Annotated in this window: 9 protein-coding genes; 4 read left to right on the top strand and 5 right to left on the bottom strand. The window is 60.9% G+C overall.

The features are described 5' to 3' along the window. Positions 1-67: 67 nt before the first annotated feature. The 5 genes from bcsN to ACSQ2W_RS22590 all read right to left on the bottom strand — a co-directional run bounded on the left by bcsN (position 68) and on the right by ACSQ2W_RS22590 (position 11125). Positions 68-943 (bottom strand): cellulose biosynthesis protein BcsN, encoded by an 876-nt coding sequence (gene bcsN, locus ACSQ2W_RS22570; protein ID WP_436088395.1) that lies wholly within the window; start codon positions 941-943, stop codon positions 68-70. Positions 944-1279: 336 nt separating this feature from the next. Beyond that, entirely contained in the window at positions 1280-3364 is a 2085-nt protein-coding gene (gene pbpC / locus ACSQ2W_RS22575) for a penicillin-binding protein 1C (RefSeq protein WP_436088396.1), read from the bottom strand. Then, positions 3364-8817 (bottom strand): MG2 domain-containing protein, encoded by a 5454-nt coding sequence (locus ACSQ2W_RS22580; protein WP_436088397.1) that lies wholly within the window; start codon positions 8815-8817, stop codon positions 3364-3366. Before ACSQ2W_RS22580 ends, pbpC begins: the two co-directional genes overlap by 1 nt. A 291-nt stretch (positions 8818-9108) precedes the next feature. Continuing rightward, a complete protein-coding gene (locus ACSQ2W_RS22585) occupies positions 9109-10494 on the bottom strand; it encodes an FAD/NAD(P)-binding protein (RefSeq protein WP_436088398.1) in 1386 nt (461 codons plus the stop codon). A gap of 238 nt (positions 10495-10732) precedes the next feature. Next, positions 10733-11125: a hypothetical protein gene (locus ACSQ2W_RS22590; RefSeq protein WP_436088978.1), complete on the bottom strand. Its 393-nt coding sequence runs from the start codon at positions 11123-11125 to the stop codon at positions 10733-10735. 478 nt (positions 11126-11603) lie between these two features. Between ACSQ2W_RS22590 and repA the strand changes: the two genes are divergently transcribed. From repA to ACSQ2W_RS22610, 4 genes are all read left to right on the top strand, one after another. Continuing rightward, complete coding sequence (repA, locus tag ACSQ2W_RS22595) at positions 11604-12830, top strand: plasmid partitioning protein RepA (protein WP_436088399.1); 1227 nt, start codon at positions 11604-11606, stop codon at positions 12828-12830. 212 nt (positions 12831-13042) lie between these two features. Next, complete coding sequence (gene repB / locus ACSQ2W_RS22600) at positions 13043-14047, top strand: plasmid partitioning protein RepB (RefSeq protein WP_436088400.1); 1005 nt, start codon at positions 13043-13045, stop codon at positions 14045-14047. A gap of 231 nt (positions 14048-14278) precedes the next feature. Next, positions 14279-15583: a plasmid replication protein RepC gene (gene repC / locus ACSQ2W_RS22605; RefSeq protein ID WP_436088401.1), complete on the top strand. Its 1305-nt coding sequence runs from the start codon at positions 14279-14281 to the stop codon at positions 15581-15583. Positions 15584-15659: 76 nt separating this feature from the next. Further along, the gene (locus tag ACSQ2W_RS22610; RefSeq protein ID WP_436088402.1) at positions 15660-18188 is read left to right on the top strand and encodes a DNA translocase FtsK; all 2529 of its coding nucleotides are present in this window, start codon (positions 15660-15662) and stop codon (positions 18186-18188) included. Positions 18189-18303 lie beyond the last annotated feature (115 nt).

Consider the following 18303-nt stretch of genomic DNA (forward strand, 5'->3'; position numbering starts at 1 on the left):
TTGGCGGAAGCCCTTATAAATGCACGGTTGACTCAAATTGCACTCGGCAATCCGGATCATGCCGAGGTTACTTGCACAGCGTGGCACCTTCCGACTGTGTCATACAGTCCGGCGAAGGAACAACGACTGCGTCTATATCCGCGCCGGTTGGTAAAGGAATGGTTTCAGCCGAAGCCGGTTGTTTCATCGGCACCTTGTTTTCCGCGGCGCGAGCCACTTGTCTCTGTCGCAAAACGGGACGGGGTCTCGCATTGTCAACAGCGGCGGCCGGTGAATCGCGCAGGTCTTCGCTTTTCGGATAGATCGGGTTTCCGGTGCGGCCCAATGTCGGATCGACGCTCGGCGGTTCGCCGTAAGGGTTCCACCCTGGGACGTTGAAGGCCGCGCGAATGGTGTATCCGTACATCGTGCTGAGCAGTTTCTCTTCGCTCGCGCCATCCTCGCAGAGGCGCAGGCGAACCTGGATCGTGCCACGGTTCTGGAAGACTGTCCTTGCCTCTTCGGGCGAGCGGATCTGCTGCCAGGCATAGAGACAGGCATCGTTGCCGTGACCGCGGCCGTATGCGTAGCTGAAGGGGCCGTAGTTGTTCTGCAGGTAGAGCGGTGACTGGGTAAGCGCGACGCCGGGAAGCTCGCGGCGCATTTCCCTCACAATCTCGCTTGCCTGGATCGAAGAGTTACCGAGCGCCTTCTGTCCATCCATCTGCAACCCGACCGGCCCGAACAATTGAACGCGCAAGACATTCTGGCCTGGTGTGGATGCAGACGTGAAAAGGAAGATGTCCTGCTGGGTGCTATTGCTGAAACGGCGCTCGACGATGTTGACGACCGCCGGCCCGCCGGGCGGCGGCAGCGCGAATGCTGTTTCGCTGGGAACCGTCACTGCGGTATCAGACAGCCTTACGCCCTCGCGGGCGCCGCAGCCCGTAAGCGCAGCGGTCATCACAAAGCCAGCGAGTAGATATCGCGAAGATGGAAATGCCGATACAGGCAAAAAAACCCCGTTTTCTCTAGAGCATGATACCGAAAAGTGTAAGCGGTTTTCGGACGACATCATGCTCTACTTCTTTGATTCTAGAGCGGATTCAGATTTTAGGTCGATTCGACCTAGAATCATCCGGCTCTAGTGGATGTCGATACCAGGCCGCAAATGCGAATCGAAACGAAACAGACCGTTCAGCACTGTTAACTCAAAGGGCGTATTTCGTGAATCCCCATTGATGAAATGCAATTTGGGGGCTGCCGTACAGATTTTCTCGCACAGGGCACCGCAGCCGCCTCAATTGAGGAAAACCCGAACGCTTGCGGCGCGGCCTGCGGCATCGATGACCGTCAGCGTCGAATAACCTGTTCCGTCGGGAACCCATTGATTGACGCGGCGCCTTGACGTTTCCGGTAATGGCTTGCCGTTTGCCAACCAGCGGAACGGCGCCCTCCCCCCGTGCAGCTTCAGGACGAGCGGCATGGGTACGCCCGCGGTATCGACACCGAGTTCGACGCGTGCGCCCTCCGGGGGATAGACGATCTGCGGAGCCGCTTCACGAACCGTTGCCGAGACAAGACCGCTCGACGTTAGCGAGAAACGCCGCTGGCTGATCGGCAGTTCGGACTGGGCCATGCGAACGGCGCCCGCCGGCGCGCGCAGCAAGGGCGTTATCGCAACGCCGGATTTGGCAAAGCCTTCAAACAGGATCGGCGCTGCCGTTGCATAACCGGTCAGGCCCGGAACGGCCCCATTGTCGGGTCGGCCCACCCACACGCCGAGCACGTAGCGACCGTCGAAGCCGACCGACCAGGCATCGCGGTAGCCGTAGCTCGTTCCAGTCTTGTAGGCGATGCCACGCTGGGCGGCGCCGGCCGGTGGCAAGACACCGGACAGGATATCGGCGATCTGCCAGGTCGAGGCCGGATCGAGAAGCGGCTCGCCTTCGATCTGCCCCGGCTGATCCTGTATGCCGTCACCAAGGCGCATGGGTTTGCCGCGGTTGGCCAATGCCGTATAAAGTTGCACCAGGTCCTTCAGGCTGATGCCCAGGCCGCCGAGCCCGATCGCGAGCCCCGGCGCCTCATTCGGCGGCAAGACGGGCCTGACGTCGGCGCGCCGGAAACGCATCATCATCCGGCTTGGCCCGACGGCGTCGAGCAGGCTAACTGCCGGCACGTTGAGCGACAGCTGCAGCGCTTGCCGGATGCTGACGTCACCCTGATAGGTCATGTCGAAATTACGCGGGCGGTAGCCGAAGAAATCCGCAGGACGATCCTCGATGATCGTTTCCTGCGAAACGAGGCCTTCCTCGAAGGCGAGACCATAGATGAAGGGTTTGAGCGTCGAGCCCGGCGAGCGGGAGACGCGGGTCATGTCGATCCATCCGGAGCGGCCGGCATCGAAATAGTCGGCGGAGCCAAGCTCGCCGACGATCTCTCCGGTGCGCGCATCGGCCATAACCATGGCGATGGAAACGCGTGGTCCGAGTTTCGCTGCGGCGTCCTTCGCGACTGCCTCGAGCGCCTTCTGAATGGGACGCCTGAGCGTCGACTGGTGCTGGATGGCTTTCGGCTTCTTGCGCAAGGCCGTTTCGGCGACGTGGGCCGCAAGGGCCGGGAGTTGTAGGCGGCGGTTCGGGATGGCAACCCCAGCTGCGCGCTCAGCCTCCCCTTCCCCGATGACGGCGGAAACAGCCATGCGCGTCAAAACCCGCTGGCGCGCCGTCTCGGCGGCCTTATGGTGACGGTCGGGTCGGCGTTTTTCGGGCAATTGTGGTAGCGCCACGAGCAACGCCGCTTCAGAAACCGTCAGTCGCCGCGGTTCCTTGCCGAAATAGGCAAGGCTCGCCGCTCGGATGCCCTCGAGGTTGCCGCCATAGGGCGCGTGGGTCAGATAGAGATCCAGGATGTCCGCCTTGCTCAGCCGCCGTTCGATCTGAATCGCTCGGGCCAACTGGCGAAGTTTCGCAGCAAGGGAACGCCCCTCGCGCGGCTCGATCAGGCGCGCCACCTGCATGGACAGCGTCGATGCTCCGGAGACGATCCGCCCGTGGCTTGCGAATTGCCAGGCAGCCCGCATCAGGGCCCAGGGATCGATACCGTGGTGCTGCCAGAAGCGCTGGTCCTCATAGGCAACCAGCATGCGGACGAACTGTGCATCGACATCCCTCGCCGTCGTCTTCAGCCGCCATCGGCCCTCCGGCGTCGCGAAGGCGCGCAGCAACTGGCCGTCCGCGTCGAGAACCTCAGTGGAGAAGGTGCGCGCCTTGTCGAGCGGCGGCGGATAGGCGCGGTCGGCGACCTCAAGTGCCAACACTGCCGTGACGCACAGAAGTGCGGAGCAGGAGAGCGCGGCGCAGGTTTTCCACCGGAGCGACATTATTCGACCGCCTGTACCTCCATGCGCCCCATGGCGGTGCGCGCGGAAAACTGCGGCCGGTACATGTCCTCGATGCTGGCCGCCGGATGGTCGTAGGTTCCCGGCGTGACGGCGCGCACGACATAGGCGACCGTGATCGCCCGATCGTCACCGCTCGACCGGTCGAAGGCGGCAACGAAACGGTCGCTGCGAAATTCGGTATGCGCCGCCTCGATCTCGCCGATCCATTCGAAATTCGACAGTTTGGCGCTATCGACGAGGCTCGGATTGTCGATTTCGAACCCGGCCGGGAGAAGATCTGTGATCAGCACGCGAGACGGCCAGGCATTGCTCTCCGTCGCGTTGATGACGACCACGTAGCGCTCGTTCTGCCTGGCCTGCGTAATGTTGGCTTCCTCTCCATCGAGCGTGTAGTAGGTTCGCTGGATCGTAAACCCATTGCCGCCGGCGGGCAGCGGGAACGCGGGTGCTGCAACCGTTGTAACGACGGCGGCGACCGGGTCCTTGGACCGGTTGCTGATGGTGATCGGTTGATCGAGAATTTCGTCGCCGGTCAGACGCGCGGCATAACCGCCGCTGCGCGCCGTTCCATTGATGTCGAGCTTCAGATCCTGATCACCTCCCTGGATCGCCCGCGCGGCGAGCAGGGTCCACATCTGTTCCTGCGTACTGGTATAGGACTGATGTTCCCATTCACGGGCGACGATCTTGGCGAGTTGCGGAATGATCGCCGGTACGGGGCGACTTTCCGCCGCCAGCGTCAGCACCGCGGCATTGTCGCGGAGCGGCGAGCCATAGTCGGAGCGGTCGAGAAGGCTGGTAGTCGTGCTTGTCGACATCTGCAGCGCGTCGCCGAAAATACTCTGGGAGCGTTGCCCATCGCCGTAAAGCCCGAGTGCGGCAGCCAGATGGCCCTTGGAAAGAGGTGTCGGGAACTCGGCAAGCTTCGTATCGGCATAGTAACGCAGGTCGCTGATTGCGGCCCTGCGGTTGCGGGCCAGCACATAAAGGGCGTAGGCGATCTCGTTGCCCTGGCTCTTGACGTCTACGTCATAGCTCAAGGCATTCTGCAGATTATCGAGCGCCTGAACCATCGCCTGATCCGGCACCTGGTATTTCTGCTCCCGCGCCCGGGTCAGGAAGTCGGTGACATAGGCATCGAGCCAGAGATCGCCGGAGCCCGGGCTCCAGAGGCCGAAACTGCCCGTTGACGACTGGTAGGAGAGGACACGGTAGATCGCCTCCTGCACGCGCTTCTGGACATCCGCATCCTCCGGCAAGCCGGATTGTTTCGAAAGTTCGCTGAGATAGAGCAGCGGCAGTGCGCGGCTGGTCGTCTGCTCGGCGCAGCCATAGGGGTAGCGATCGAGCGAGGTCAGCAGCGCCGGGATATCGAAAGCCGCGGCGCGGGTGACGCTGATGCTGACCGCCGACCCCTGCAGCATGCTTTCGGCCAGCAATTCGCCGTCCACCTTCAAGCTGGCATTGGGCTCGATGGTGACGGGATGACGTGTCGTCACCGGCAGGGATGCCGCCCGCACCGGAACGGAGACGGATTGCTGCAGCGACAGTCCGTCAGCGCTCGTAAGTTCGATCGAGATGGCACCGTCGCCCGGATGAACACCGGAAAGTGGCAGCGTCAGGTCGAATTTTCCGCCCGGCGTGACGCCAAACGTCTGCTCAGCCTGGGCGCTGTCGATCACCACGGATGAGCTACTCGTGACCTTGAGAGTAAGGTCCCCTGTCGGGCCATCTGTATTGGCGATATCCAGACGCAGTTCCGCCTTGTCGCCAGGCGCCAGGAATTGAGGCAGGCTTGCTGTCACCACGACCGGGTCGCGGATGACGATGTCGGAGCTGGCATGGCCGACGCCGGTCTTCGACCAGGCAACCGCCATGACGCGGGCCGTCCCGTTGAACTGCGGGATGTCGAAACTGATGATCGCCTTGCCGCTCGCATCAAGCTGAACCGGTCCGGAGAAGAAGGCCACCAGCTTTTCGGTCGGCGGATTGCCCTGCAGCGGCATCTGACCGCCGTCGCCACCGGTGCGAAGGCGTCCTGTGGCGCCGAGCGAACCGTCGATCAGGCGGCCGTAGAGATCGCGGATTTCGAGGCCGAGCTGGCGCTGGCCGAAATACCAGCCGTCCGGATCGGGCGCCTCGTAGCGTGTCAGGTTGAGAATACCGACATCGACAGCGGCAACCGTCACATAGGCTTCCTCGCCCACCCCCGCGCCTGCGACTTCAACCGGGATGTTGAGGGTCTGTCGTGGCAGCGTCTTCTCCGGCAAATCCAGCTTGACGGAGAGCTTGCGGTCAGCCGGATCGACGGCCAGCCACTTGATACCGATGGCGCGCATCGGCATGCGGCTTTCCTGCGCGTCGCCCGGGCGATAGAGGGTTGCCGTAACATAAGCGCCGGCGCCAAAGTCCTCGGTGATCGGAATGTCGACGTCACCGCCCTCGGCGGGAATGGTGGCGGTCTCCGTGGCGATCAGCTTTTCCGAACCGATCGTGACCAGAACCTCGCCGGCAAACCGTGGCGAGACCCTGAGCTTGGCGGTGTCGCCGATCGTGTAGCTCTCTTTATCGAGAGCGATCTCCAGACCATCCGGCGTTTCCGTCGAGCTGGCGGCGACATACCAGCCGGAATCGAACTCCACACTGGATGTTGGTCCGTCGATATCGGCGGTCTCGACCTCGAGCCGGTAACGGCCCCAGCCGGCCGAAAGGGAGATTTCACCCCCATCCCTGGTGACATCGAGCTTGCCGGTGGACACCTGCTTGGTCGAAATGACGGGCTCGTATTTCCACGCGGTGCCGTCACGGTACCATTGATAGTCCTGAACGACGCGCAGCAGCTTCCAGGTCAGGCCCGATTTCGCCTGCTTGTCGCCGTTCTGGTCAATGGCGATGACATGGAATTTGCCGACAGCGTTTTCCGTGAGTTCACCGGTGAACTCCGGCTTGATGCCGATCATCGAGCCTTCCGGCCTGACGGGCAGTGTCAGCGAACGCTCGACGGCCCGGCCGCCGGCTTCCTGGACGCGCACAGTAATGTTGGCGTTCAGCAATTGGGTGGTGGACGGCGTTTCCGTGAGGTTCACCTCGAACGTCGATTTGCCGTCTTCGTCCAGCGGTTCCAGAGCCTCCAGCGGCGAGCGGCTGTCTTCCGTCGCTTCCTCGTCGGCCAGACCGAAAAAATAGCCCTTGAAATCGGCGCTTTCGCGGGTCGGCTTGAGGCCGACTTCGCCTTCGAGCTCGAGACCCGCTGCAGGTGCGCCATACAGGTATCGGCCCTCGATGGTGATCGGCGCCGACTTGCCGATTTCGATCTGCTTGACGCTGCTCGCCAGGTCGAACTCGACCCGATCGGGCACGAAATCGTCGACCTGGAACTGCTTCTCGCTGATCGCCATGCCCTTGGGATCGGTATAGACCTGCACGGTCCATGTGCCGCGCATCGCGTTCGGCTGCAGGGCGAGATCAAGCGCGTAGCCCCCTGCCTGTCCGCCGTCGTTGACGACACGGCGATCCTCGACCCCATCGGGGCGCTTGAAGATGAAGGTCAGCGGCAGCGTCTCGATTGCAACGGAGGCGCTGTCGCGCGCCAATGCGGAAACGTGCACAGTCTCACCGGCGCGATAAATGCCGCGCTCGGTCCAGGTCAGTATGTCGATCGCACCCGGGGCCGCGCGTCCGGTGACGCCGCGGTCGGAGAGATCAAAGCCAGCGCGCGTCAGGTCGAGGAAGACAAAATCGTCGTTGCCGCCCTTTGCCGTGATCACCGCGGGGATCATGGCGCCGGTGCCGCGCAACAGACCGGCATCGAAGGTGGCGCGACCCTGAGCGTCCGTGGTCGCCGTTCCGAGAATTTCGTTATTCTTGGCAAGCAGCGTCAGCTCGACCCCGGCAATCTGCTTTGCCGTCGCAAGGGACCGGGCAAAAACGCTCAAGCCATCCGTACCGGAATAGGTCGAGAGGCCTATGTCTGAGACGACGAACCACTGCGTCGCCTGGCTGTCCCATTCATTTGTTGCTCCGGTATCCGAGACGGCGGTCAGGACATAGACGCCCGGCTTGCGCTGCGGCACCGCTTCATCCACCGGAAAGCTCGTCACCACTTCCTTGTTGAGGTCGGTGGAGATGTCGATCGAGCCCTGCCAGACCATCTCGCCGTTTTCGTCCTGGATGCGCTGGGCGCTGTATCCATCGAGCTGCGTCAGGAACTGAGAGGTGGTAAGCAGCGAAGCGATGTTGCGATCGCCGATGCGATAGAGCTTGAGGTTTGCGCTGGTCGTGTTGACCGAGACCAGCGGAATGCCGCGGCGGGCGGTTGCCGGCAGCACGAAGCTGTCGCCGGTGAAACGCACCATCGCTGCGCGGTCCGGGACATAGACGTCAAGATTGACCTGGGCTTCGAGGGGCTCGTCGGAAATGGAGGACGGCAGGCCCTGGCGGAAGGCCAGCTTGTAGCGCTGGCCGTGGTTCAGGCCCTCGACGCAGATTTCGCTGCCCTTTGCTTCGAGCGCCTTGGGCGGTGCCCCGTCGAGCGTGACGAAGGGGGTATAGTCCACGCCGGCTTTGACCAGCGGCTCGGAGAATTGGACGCAGACCCGTGGCATAGCGCTATCGGAATCGACGGTGTGCTCGGTGACGCGGAAGCCCTGTCTGGTTTTCAAGGTGGTATAGGCCGCCCGAACAGTCTTTGCCTCGACAATCGCAAGGCTGGCCTTGTAGGCACTGAGCGCCGCGCGGAAGTTTTCCGAGCTTTCCAGCGCCTTTGCAAGAACAGCCAGAGCGTCTGCGCGGGACTGGGTGGTGCGCGTAAGCTGGTAGCCGTTAATGGCGGCGAGCGACGCTTGAACGGCAAAGTCGGTATTGCCGTAGACGCGGTTGGCCGCTCTTGCTGCTTCTATCCATAGGTCGCCGTCATCCGGGCTGATCGACAAGGCGCCCTGGAAAGCCTTCAGCGCCGGGGCAATGTTACCGGCAGCGAGTTCGCGATGGGCGGCGGCAATCAGGCCGTTGACCCCCTGCCCTTCCTGATCCGGCTCCAGCGCGAGGTTATCCTTGGCGGTGCGGGCATCGTCAAGTTGTCGCTCAGTAAGGAACGGCAGCGCCGGCGGCGCGCCGATATCCGGTTCGCTCGAGGCGGCGTCGACGATCTTGCCGGCGATCGCGCCGTTGAAGGTATTCAGCGTGTTGTAGTCTGATTTGAGAAAGCACCATTTCACCTTGGGATTGTAGGTGAACGCACGGCAGGATGAGTCCTCAATGCAGACGCTTTCGCACTGGTCGAGCGTGACATTTTGCTCGGTGCGCAGGTCAAAGCCGAAATAGTCGCTGTTCTCTGTCGTAACGACATGCCGGCCCGTTTCGGCCGCATGAACCGCGGGCGAAAACGCAAGGACGGCGAGGATGATAGCTGAAAACCGGATAAACGCGCGCATAGACGAAAGTCCTCCCCAACGCTGCCGTCTTGACCGGTTTTACTCTTCAGGCTTGTCTGTTGTTTGTCAACCGAGCCAGCGCAGCGACCTTTTCGCAGTCACTGTCCTGGTTAACGGTTGAACATCGCCATTTAATCGCGGGACGGTACATAAAAATGCGCAACCTCCGATATCTCCTTGCGGCCACTCCCGCTCCTAAGGTCGGACTGGCGGATTTTACAGGCTGAATTCGACCCGCGACCCGCAGGCGCCGCGGCATCAAGTCTTTTTTGGGGGCGTCCCGCCCGTCAGTCAGCCCGCCTGCAATTGCGGCCGTGATCGCGCATTGATCAACGCCGCGGCGGTGTAAGTCTGCGTCACGATCTCGGGCACAAGATCGATATCCGGAAGCGAGCCGAGGCCAAGCGGACCGATGGCGAACAGGCCGGCGGACCGGCCCCAGGGAGTAAGCAGTTCGCCAGCCGGGTTTACGGCCAGACCGAGATCGAGTTCGTCCGTGCTCGCGAGGCCCGCGCGCAGCAGGTCGGCGATAACAGGATCTTTCAAGTCAGGCGAAAGGCAGCGGCAGTCTATGACTTCGTCTGCGGCAAAGAGCTCTTCCGTGGCCTGACCGGCCCACCGCACGATAAGCCCGTCGGGGCGCCGCTTCAGGGTGGTACCGCGTTTCAGCTCCGTCATGCCGCCGGCCAGTTCACGTTCGAGCCTTTCATGCACATCCGCCGGGAGCCTGTTGCGGTGGCTGTCATAGATGGCCCTGAGATGACGATTGAATTGCCGTTTTTCGCTTGGCGGCAGCGACGCCCACAGGGTGCGGGCCCGCTTGCGCAGGCCGTTCATTGCGGCCTGCCAACTCCAGCCGTTTTCTTCGGCTTGCGCGCAGGCTTTGCGCACGAACCGGACGATATGGCGAAGCTGCGAGGGCATCGGCTGCGACGGGAAGACGGCATCCGCGGGCATCCGGGTGTGCGGCTGCGGCAGGAAACCGCGACGCGACAAGATCGTAATGCGGCCTTCAAATCCGCCGTCGCGCAATTGCAGGACCTGGTCGACCGCTCGCAGGCCGTTGCCCATGACGACGACATGCCGGGCGCTAATGGAGAGACTGCGCAGAACCACTTCCGTATCCTGCTCCTCCTCCTGCGGAGCCTTCAAACCATAGCCCGTTGCCAGGACGACGGTGTCATAAACGGCTTCGCTGCCATCGGCCAGGCCGAGCGTGAAACGGCCGGTTTCATTGCGCCGTATCGTTGTGATGCCCTCAAGGGACATCTGGATGCTGACATCGGTGCGCTCGGCAAGCGCTTCGGAGAACCGCTGATAGACATAGTCGCTGAAGATGACCTTTGGCACGAAGATCTGGCCGAAACCCGGGATCGCGGCGGAGACGGCTTCGCGAAAATGCTGGTAGGCCTGCAGCCAGCGCGTGAAATCCTTAGGCTCGCCGGTTGAGACGGAGAGATCGCGGGCGCGGCTGTTCAGGATTTCGGTTGCGCGCGCCGTTGCTAAGGCCTGGCCGCCGCTGATGACCGGCCGCGGATCGAACATGCGCAGTTGAAACGGTTGGCTGACGGACTTCATGAGAGCGATTGCCATCATCAAACCTGAAAATCCGCGGCCGACGATGGCGATCTGCAAATGCTGGCCGCCGTAAGGCACCGAGAAACCGTGAACCGTCATATTGTCCCCTCCCCCCGCACCATGCGGCTGGAATGTTGAACCTGGGCATTGTCACTCAAACGCCAGTTCGCAAATAAGCGGTATACTCTATGTATTTTATCATTTAACCACGGGAAACTCATAGCAGCAAGTCGTTTTCACGCCCGGTAATTTTTCGATTTATTTCCGTTACTTAATGGGACTGGAGTTGACGTCCGCGGCAGGGGCAGAGCCGAACGGCTTTGTTTTCCGCACAAGCTCAACGGTCGATGCGATTGGAGCGGCGCTTTTCGAACCGCCGGATGAAAGCGTTGATATTGCTATCGCTGCGCTGCAATTCCCTCTTTCGGATCAGCACGCACATCACGCGCGCCGCTGTCGAAAAGGTCATTTCGTCAAGCGGGCTGTCGCTGCTCCAAGGTTTTGTCAGCCGCTCGGTAATGGCGCTGACCATATTGTTCGGCAGGATGTCCGTGCAATTGCGCATGTGATCGAACACGACATTGATCGGCACAGGCATGCCCTGATGGAAGACAACCGGAGCATCTGCACCTTCGACCCAATCGTCATAGGTTTCCAAGGCGTCGCGGAACAGCTGGTGCAGCGTGATCGGCGCGTGTCCTTCATGAAGTTGTGGCAACAGGTTGTTCATCTGCACATCCTCACATCGTTGCAAAACACGGTGGTTGATGTCGACAGAAATCGACCCGGCGCTTAACGCGCGACGAAATGGATTGTTCCGGCGGCTGCCAAGAAAGGTGCGTGTCGGATCAACCGACAGGCGACAGCTTTGGATGGTGCGGTTGTGCGCCGCGATTCGGGGTGAAACCCGCCAAAGGCTGCGTGAGTCGCGCATTTCAGCCTCCCGGTTGTCCATATCGGGCCGGTTGCTGCATGATTGTTAACATGAAACATTTGGTTGCTGCTCTCGCGGCGCGGCGCTTCGGCGAAGAACAAGAACGTCTTGGATTCATGAGTGAATCGTGTTTTGGGCGGCGGCGGATTCATTTTTCTGCTCCGTAGCGTTAACCATCTGTTAACCAATAACTTCTTGCACGAATCGTTGCGTTGCGTATCGTCACGGTTATATCCCTCATCCGCCCATTTTACCGTGACGAAAGTTTTTGAACGTGAGCAATGCAATTCATGCGACCAAGATTGAGCGCCAGACCGTCGACGAGACGATCGGAGATCATGCGGCGATTATCAGTTCGCAGCTGCAAGCGATCAGCGAGGCGCTCTTTCCACCAACGGCCAGCAAGACCTTGCGGCGGTTCACGTCAGGCGAGGCGGCTCGCCTGATAGGTGTGTCAGATTCGACGCTACGCAAAATGACGCTTGCCGGCGAAGGACCGCAGCCCCAGCTCACGAGCAACGGACGCCGCCTCTACACGCTGCGGCAGATCAACGAATTGCGCGAGAAGTTGGCGCAGACGGTGCGGGGCCGCGAAGCCTACAACTTCGTGCCACGCCGCGGCCCCGACGATCACCTCCAGGTCATCGCCGTCACCAATTTCAAAGGCGGATCGGGCAAGACAACCACATCTGTACACCTGGCACAATATTTGGCACTGCAAGGATATCGCGTGCTCGCCGTCGATCTCGATCCGCAGGCAAGCCTCTCCGCCCTCCTCGGTGTCCTGCCGGAAACCGATGTGAGATCGAACGAGACGCTTTACGCCGCCATCCGCTATGACGAGGAAAAGCGTCCGCTGGCGGACGTCATCCGCAACACCTATTTCGACGGTCTCGATCTCGTACCGGGCAATCTTGAACTGATGGAGTTCGAGCATACGACGCCGCGCGCACTGACCCGCGGCTCTCGCGATGGAGACGGAATTTTCTTTACCCGCGTGGCGCGTGCGCTCGATGAAATCGCCGAAGGCTACGACGTCGTCGTCATCGATTGCCCGCCGCAGCTCGGCTACCTGACGCTAAGTGGTCTTTGCGCGGCCACGTCGATGGTGGTGACTGTTCATCCGCAGATGCTCGATGTGGCGTCGATGAGCCAATTCCTGTTAATGACGCATGACCTCCTTGCCGTCGTTCGCGAGGCTGGCGGCGAACTGAAATATGATTTCATCCGCTATCTCCTCACGCGTTATGAGCCTCAGGACGCGCCACAGACCAAGGTTACCGCCCTCCTCCGCAATCTCTTCGACGATCACGTCATGACCAATCCGATGGTGAAGTCGGCGGCGGTTTCCGATGCCGGCCTGACGAAGCAGACACTCTACGAGATCGGTCGGGAAAATCTGACTCGCTCGACCTATGACCGGGCGATGGAGGCCCTCGACGCCGTGAACGGTGAAGTTGAATCCCTCATTCGGCTGGCGTGGGGGCGCACGCCAAAATGAGCGCACATCTCCCCCTTTCGGTAGTTTGTTGGGATCTCCCAACAGGGTCTTTCAAGCGAGCCCGTTCATTGCCCGGACGGCTTACCGAACGAAACCATTCAGGTGACACACGCCCTGGGTCCAAGGGTTACCTCACCCCTGTTGGGAGTTCCCAACGTCCGCTGTTGCCTAAGCGGCGCGGCTCAAATTTTTCTAAATCAGGGTGATCTGCCGTGAGCCGAAAAGATACCGTTAACACGTTGTTTATGCGCAAACCGGAAGGCTCCGCGTCAGTAGCGGGCGTTGAAAAAAGTCCGGATCGCGTCCGCACGGGCGCGATTTCGGCGATGGGCGCGTCGCTGCAGGAAATGACCGAAGGCGCGCGCAGCGCCGCAAAATTGCAGGAACAGCTGGCGTCCGGATCCACTGTGATCGACTTGGATCCGTCGCAGATCGATAGCTCCTCTGTGAGCGATCGTATTTCGATAGCGGTCGATCCCGGTTTTGAGGCTCTCGTCGAGAGTATTCGAGAAAATGGCCAACAGGTTCCTATCCTCGTTCGGCCCCAGGCCGCCGCGCCCGGGCGCTTCCAGGTGGCTTATGGCCGCCGGCGTCTGAGAGCTGCAGCCAAGCTTGGCAAGACGGTCAGGGCCATTGTTCAACAGTTGACGGACAACGAACTCGTCATCGCGCAGGGCAAGGAAAATCTCGACCGGCAGGATCTGTCCTATATCGAGAAGGCCCAGTTCGCGCGGCGCCTCGAAGATGGCGGCTACGACCGGACGACAATCATGGCCGCGCTCTCGACCGACAAGGCCGACCTCAGCCGGTACATTTCCATCGCGCGCAGTATTCCGGAATACCTGGTTCAGGCGATCGGGCCGGCGCCAAAGGCTGGCCGGGCGCGCTGGGCGGCATTGGCCGATCGGATGGAGCGGAAACAGAACACGCTCGATGTCCTTGTCGCGAACGCGGAATTTCTAGCGGCTGACAGCGATACGCGGTTTGGTCGCGTGTTCGAAATGCTTGGCGCCGAGCCTGCGAAGAGAAAGCCAAAGGCACAGGAATGGAAGAACCCGCAGGGCAGGAAAGCAGCTCGGATCGAGCGGGACGATGTTCAGACCCGGATCGTTTTCGATGAGCGACAGGTGCCCGATTTCGGCAGCTATCTCGCCGATCGGCTGGATGATCTCTATGCCGAATTTACGGCCAGCCGCAAACAGGATGGCCGACACTAGCTTACGCCGGGCGTCCGTCGTGGGCGCCTCAAGATCAACCGCTATCGAAGGATAGGTAGCAGACGAAAAATCGGCAAAGAAAAAGGCCCCCGAAATGCATTCCGGAAGCCCTTCTCGACTGTTTGGCGACTGAGAGAATCACACTTCCTGGAATCGTAGTCAAGTCTCTTCATTGAGATCGGCGTCATTTTGACGAGCTGAGTAGCTTTGCCCCGACGAAAGGCAGAGGCGATGTACGGTGGAAGTGTGGCGACGCCCTTTGGGCGGCGGGCGATGACGCTTGGCATGTTAGCCAATCAGGTCATGGCGCGAGAAATCGAAAACGGCAAGACTGTCGACAAGTGGAAACTCTATAGGGCGTTATGCGAAGCTAGGCCGCTGATCGGCGTCACCGACCGATCGCTCGCGGTCATGAGCGCACTTCTGAGCTTCTATCCGAAGGATGAACTCTGCGAAGTAAATGGGCTCGTTGTTTTCCCATCCAATGCCCAGTTGTCACTGCGCTCCCATGGCATGACCGAACAGACGATTAGACGTCATTTGGCGGTGCTGGTCGAAGCCGGTCTCATTGTCCGCAAGGACAGCCCCAACGGCAAACGCTACGTGCGCAGGAACCGTGCGGGCGCCATCGACGACGCCTACGGCTTCTCCCTCGCGCCACTTCTGGCTCGCGCGGATGAAATCGAACGCCTAGCAGCCCAAGTGACGGCCGAACGGCTGCATCTGCTACGGCTTCGCGAGCGGTTGACGCTTTGCCGGCGCGATGTCGCCAAACTGATCGAAACGGCCGTCGAGGAGGGCGCCACGGGTGACTGGGAGGACGTCAGCCTGCATTTCCGCGCCTTGGTGACGGCCCTTCCGCGCACGCCAGCACCGGATGTATTGCTGACGGCCCTACAAGAGATGGAGATGCTGCGCGAAGCGATCACCAATCGCTTGGAAATGCACATTGATTCAAGGAAATTAAGCGGCAATCCCTTTCAAAATGAACGGCACATACAGAATTCACATACCGACTCCACATCTGAATCTGAACCCGCTTGCAAAACGACGCAGGTCGCACAATCCGAAGTCCATCCGGCAGCAATCCCCGTGCGGTACGAACCAGAAAACGCGGATCATGGTAAACGCGGCGTTGAGAACGCTAGACCGGTGGGTGAAGCACTACGCCGCAGACCAAGCACCAGCATCAAGGCGTTTCCGCTGGCGCTTGTGCTGCAGACGTGTCCGCAAATTGCCGACTACGGCGCCGGCGGAACGATTTCGACCTGGCGCGATTTGATGGCAGCCGCGGTTGTCGTACGTTCGATGCTCGGCGTCAGCCCCGACGCCTATCAGCAGGCCTGCACCATTCTCGGACCGGAGAACGCCGCCACCGTCATCGCCTGCATTCTCGAGCGGGCAGGGCATATCAACTCGCCCGGCGCTTATCTTCGCGACCTGACACGACGCGCCGCACGGGGTGAATTTGCCATCGGTCCGATGCTCATGTCACTCGCCCGAGCCAACGGAAATTCTGTGAGAATGGCAGGCTAGAAAGAGGTGATTAACCTTTATTTTCTATTGAAAAGGGTATGCCCATTGCCGGTGAATTATGAGTGAGCAGGTCCCTATGCGTCTTTCCCGAACCAATTTTTCGAACCCCTTCGATCACACGGGAGAGCACCCCGCAGACGACGACGGTCACCTTGCGAAAATCGAGCATCAGCGGCGCGTTTACGGTTCGCCGATTGATGCAAATGGCGAGGAAAATGCTTCCAGGACGGACACCGACGCCATGGCCGCAAGCGAGATCGAGGGGCGGGAAGCGCCGGTGTGGCAGAGCGCCTTTGTGCTCAGGCCCAACGTGCGGTTCACCCGCACACCGGAAAGCGCCTATTCGAAGCGTTCGACCTCTGAAAGCAAGAAGCAAGCAGCGTCGGCATATCCGAACGTTGAACCAGGGACGAGCGCCACTGAGGACGTTGTGCCGACTGGCGAAAATCCTGTGGCAGGTGAACCGCCCGTTGCTACAGCGCAGCACGCGCCGGCAGCAACAGGCATTCAACTGCTTTCGTTGCGTTTGAAGCGCGAAATTGAAATGCAGGCGGAGGCAAATCCGGTCTGCGAAGCTGCAGAGCTCGCCGACATCGATCTCGCCTGCTTTCCAGCTGACGAGGATCCGCAGGCCGAAGAGATTTGGGAAACGCCCGTGAAAAGACCGAACGCCCTGTACGCCGTCTCGGACGAGGTGTTCTGGAGTGCCATGGATATGGACGCTGATATGGACGTATTGGCGCCTGCGGCGCGCTGGCAGGCGCCAGAGTTTCAGGCGGCGCCGGATTCGGTAACGGCGCTCTATCGGGAAATCGTCATCGCCCGCGCGCCGTCGGCAGGGCTCCTCGTTGCAAGGCCCTTGCCTGCCAAGGCGCCTGCGAAGTTGCCGCTGCGAGAACTGGCCGAAGTCAAATCCACGTTTTCAGCCCCCCGGGCTCCTGTCGAGCCGGTCGACGACGCAAAACACCCGGTGACTGCTTCTAGACCGGTTCCGGAGATCAGGCCCGAGATCATCGCTAAAACCGCGGATACCTCGATCGCTGTCGACATGCGCGACTACGTTTTCCCGCCCGTTACGCTTTTGCAGGAACCGTGTGTTCAGGAAACCGCGATCATCACCCAGGAGGCTCTGGAACAAAGCGCTGGTCTGTTGGAGAGCGTGCTGGAGGATTTCGGCGTTCGCGGCGAGATCATCGATGTGCGGCCAGGTCCTGTGGTTACGCTCTATGAATTCGAACCGGCGCCGGGCGTGAAGTCCTCGCGAGTCATCGGCCTTTCGGATGATATCGCTCGCTCGATGTCGGCTTTGTCTGCCCGCGTCGCCGTGGTGCCTGGTCGCAACGTCATCGGCATCGAACTACCGAACCCGGTCCGCGAGACGGTCTATTTCCGCGAACTGATCGAATCCGAAAACTACGGCGAGACCCGCTTCAAGCTGGCGCTGTGCCTGGGCAAGACGATCGGCGGGGAGCCGGTGGTGGCAGAGCTTGCCAAGATGCCGCATCTTCTGGTCGCTGGTACCACGGGTTCGGGCAAATCGGTGGCGATCAATACGATGATCCTGTCCTTGCTCTATCGACTGAAGCCGGAGGAATGCCGGCTGATCATGGTCGATCCGAAGATGCTGGAGCTTTCGGTCTATGACGGCATCCCGCATTTGCTGACGCCGGTTGTGACCGATCCGAAAAAGGCGGTGATGGCGCTGAAATGGGCGGTGCGAGAGATGGAAGACCGCTATCGCAAGATGTCGCGGCTCGGCGTGCGCAATATCGACGGCTTCAACGCGCGCGCCGCATCGGCACGGGCAAAGGGTGAAACGATCCTGTGCTCCGTCCAGACCGGCTTCGACCGCTCGACCGGCGAGGCAATTTTTGAGCAGGAGGAAATGGACCTCGCGCCCATGCCGTACATCGTCGTCATCGTCGATGAAATGGCCGATCTGATGATGGTCGCAGGCAAGGAGATCGAGGGTGCCATCCAGCGGCTCGCTCAGATGGCACGCGCCGCCGGCATCCATCTGATCATGGCGACGCAGCGCCCTTCGGTCGACGTCATCACCGGCACGATCAAGGCCAACTTCCCGACCCGCATCTCCTTCCAAGTGACCTCCAAGATCGACAGTCGGACGATCCTCGGCGAACAGGGCGCAGAGCATCTGCTGGGGCAAGGGGATATGTTGCACATGGTCGGCGGCGGTCGGATCGCGCGTGTCCACGGCCCCTTCGTGTCGGACGAGGAGGTCGAGAAGGTGGTCGCGCATCTGAAGACGCAAGGGCGCCCGGAATATCTCGGCACGGTGACCGAGGATGCCGAGGACGCCGACGAGGCCGCGGAGGAGGACAGCGCGGTTTTCGACAAGGGCGCGATGGCTGAGGAAGACGGCAACGATCTTTACGACAAGGCGGTCAAGGTTGTGCTGCGTGACAAGAAGTGCTCGACCTCCTACATCCAGCGCCGCCTGCAGATCGGCTATAACAGGGCCGCTTCACTCGTCGAGCGAATGGAGAGGGAAGGGCTCGTCGGGCCGGCGAACCATGTTGGAAAACGCACGATCCTGTCCGCCGCCCGCGAGCCGATCGAGGTGCCGGCGGGCGATGAGGATTGATCGGTCCTGCGCGTGGCGCGTTCCGTAGGAACAGGTTTAATCGCCTCGGCGATAGGCGATCAAGGCGCTGTAGCATTCTTTAATCTGGCCGCACTGGCCCGAGCAGCCTGGCGGC

It is taken from the genome of Pararhizobium sp. LjRoot255, from assembly GCF_964252905.1.
Classification (GTDB): domain Bacteria; phylum Pseudomonadota; class Alphaproteobacteria; order Rhizobiales; family Rhizobiaceae; genus Pararhizobium.